The sequence below is a fragment of the Holdemanella sp. DFI.5.55 genome (genome assembly GCF_020593575.1).
In the GTDB taxonomy this organism is placed as follows: domain Bacteria; phylum Bacillota_I; class Bacilli_A; order Erysipelotrichales; family Erysipelotrichaceae; genus Holdemanella; species Holdemanella hominis.
The window spans coordinates 1-291 of sequence record NZ_JAJDMK010000244.1 but is presented as its reverse complement, the minus strand read 5'-3'; the positions used below and the strand labels follow the sequence as shown (position 1 = coordinate 291).

The following is a 291-nucleotide window of genomic DNA, read 5'->3' as shown; positions in this document are numbered from 1 at the left end:
TTGGATTTAATGCCAACTGTACGTTACATCCTCCACAAATTTTTAATGCACGAATAATTTTCAAAGATGCATTACGAAGCATTTGATTTTCACGATCTGTCAAAGTTTGAACTGGCGCAACAACCGTACTATCTCCTGTATGTACACCTACTGGATCAATGTTCTCCATATTACATACGACAATCGCATTGTCTTTGGCATCACGCATTACTTCGTATTCGATTTCTTTATATCCGGCAATACTTTGTTCAATCAAACATTGATGTACAGGACTAGCCTTTAATCCTGCTT

At 37.1% G+C, this 291-nt stretch carries 1 pseudogene; it reads right to left on the bottom strand.

Annotated elements, in window-relative coordinates:
• Window positions 1-291, bottom strand: a pseudogene (locus LJE08_RS13965) (carbamoyl phosphate synthase large subunit); the annotation flags it as partial.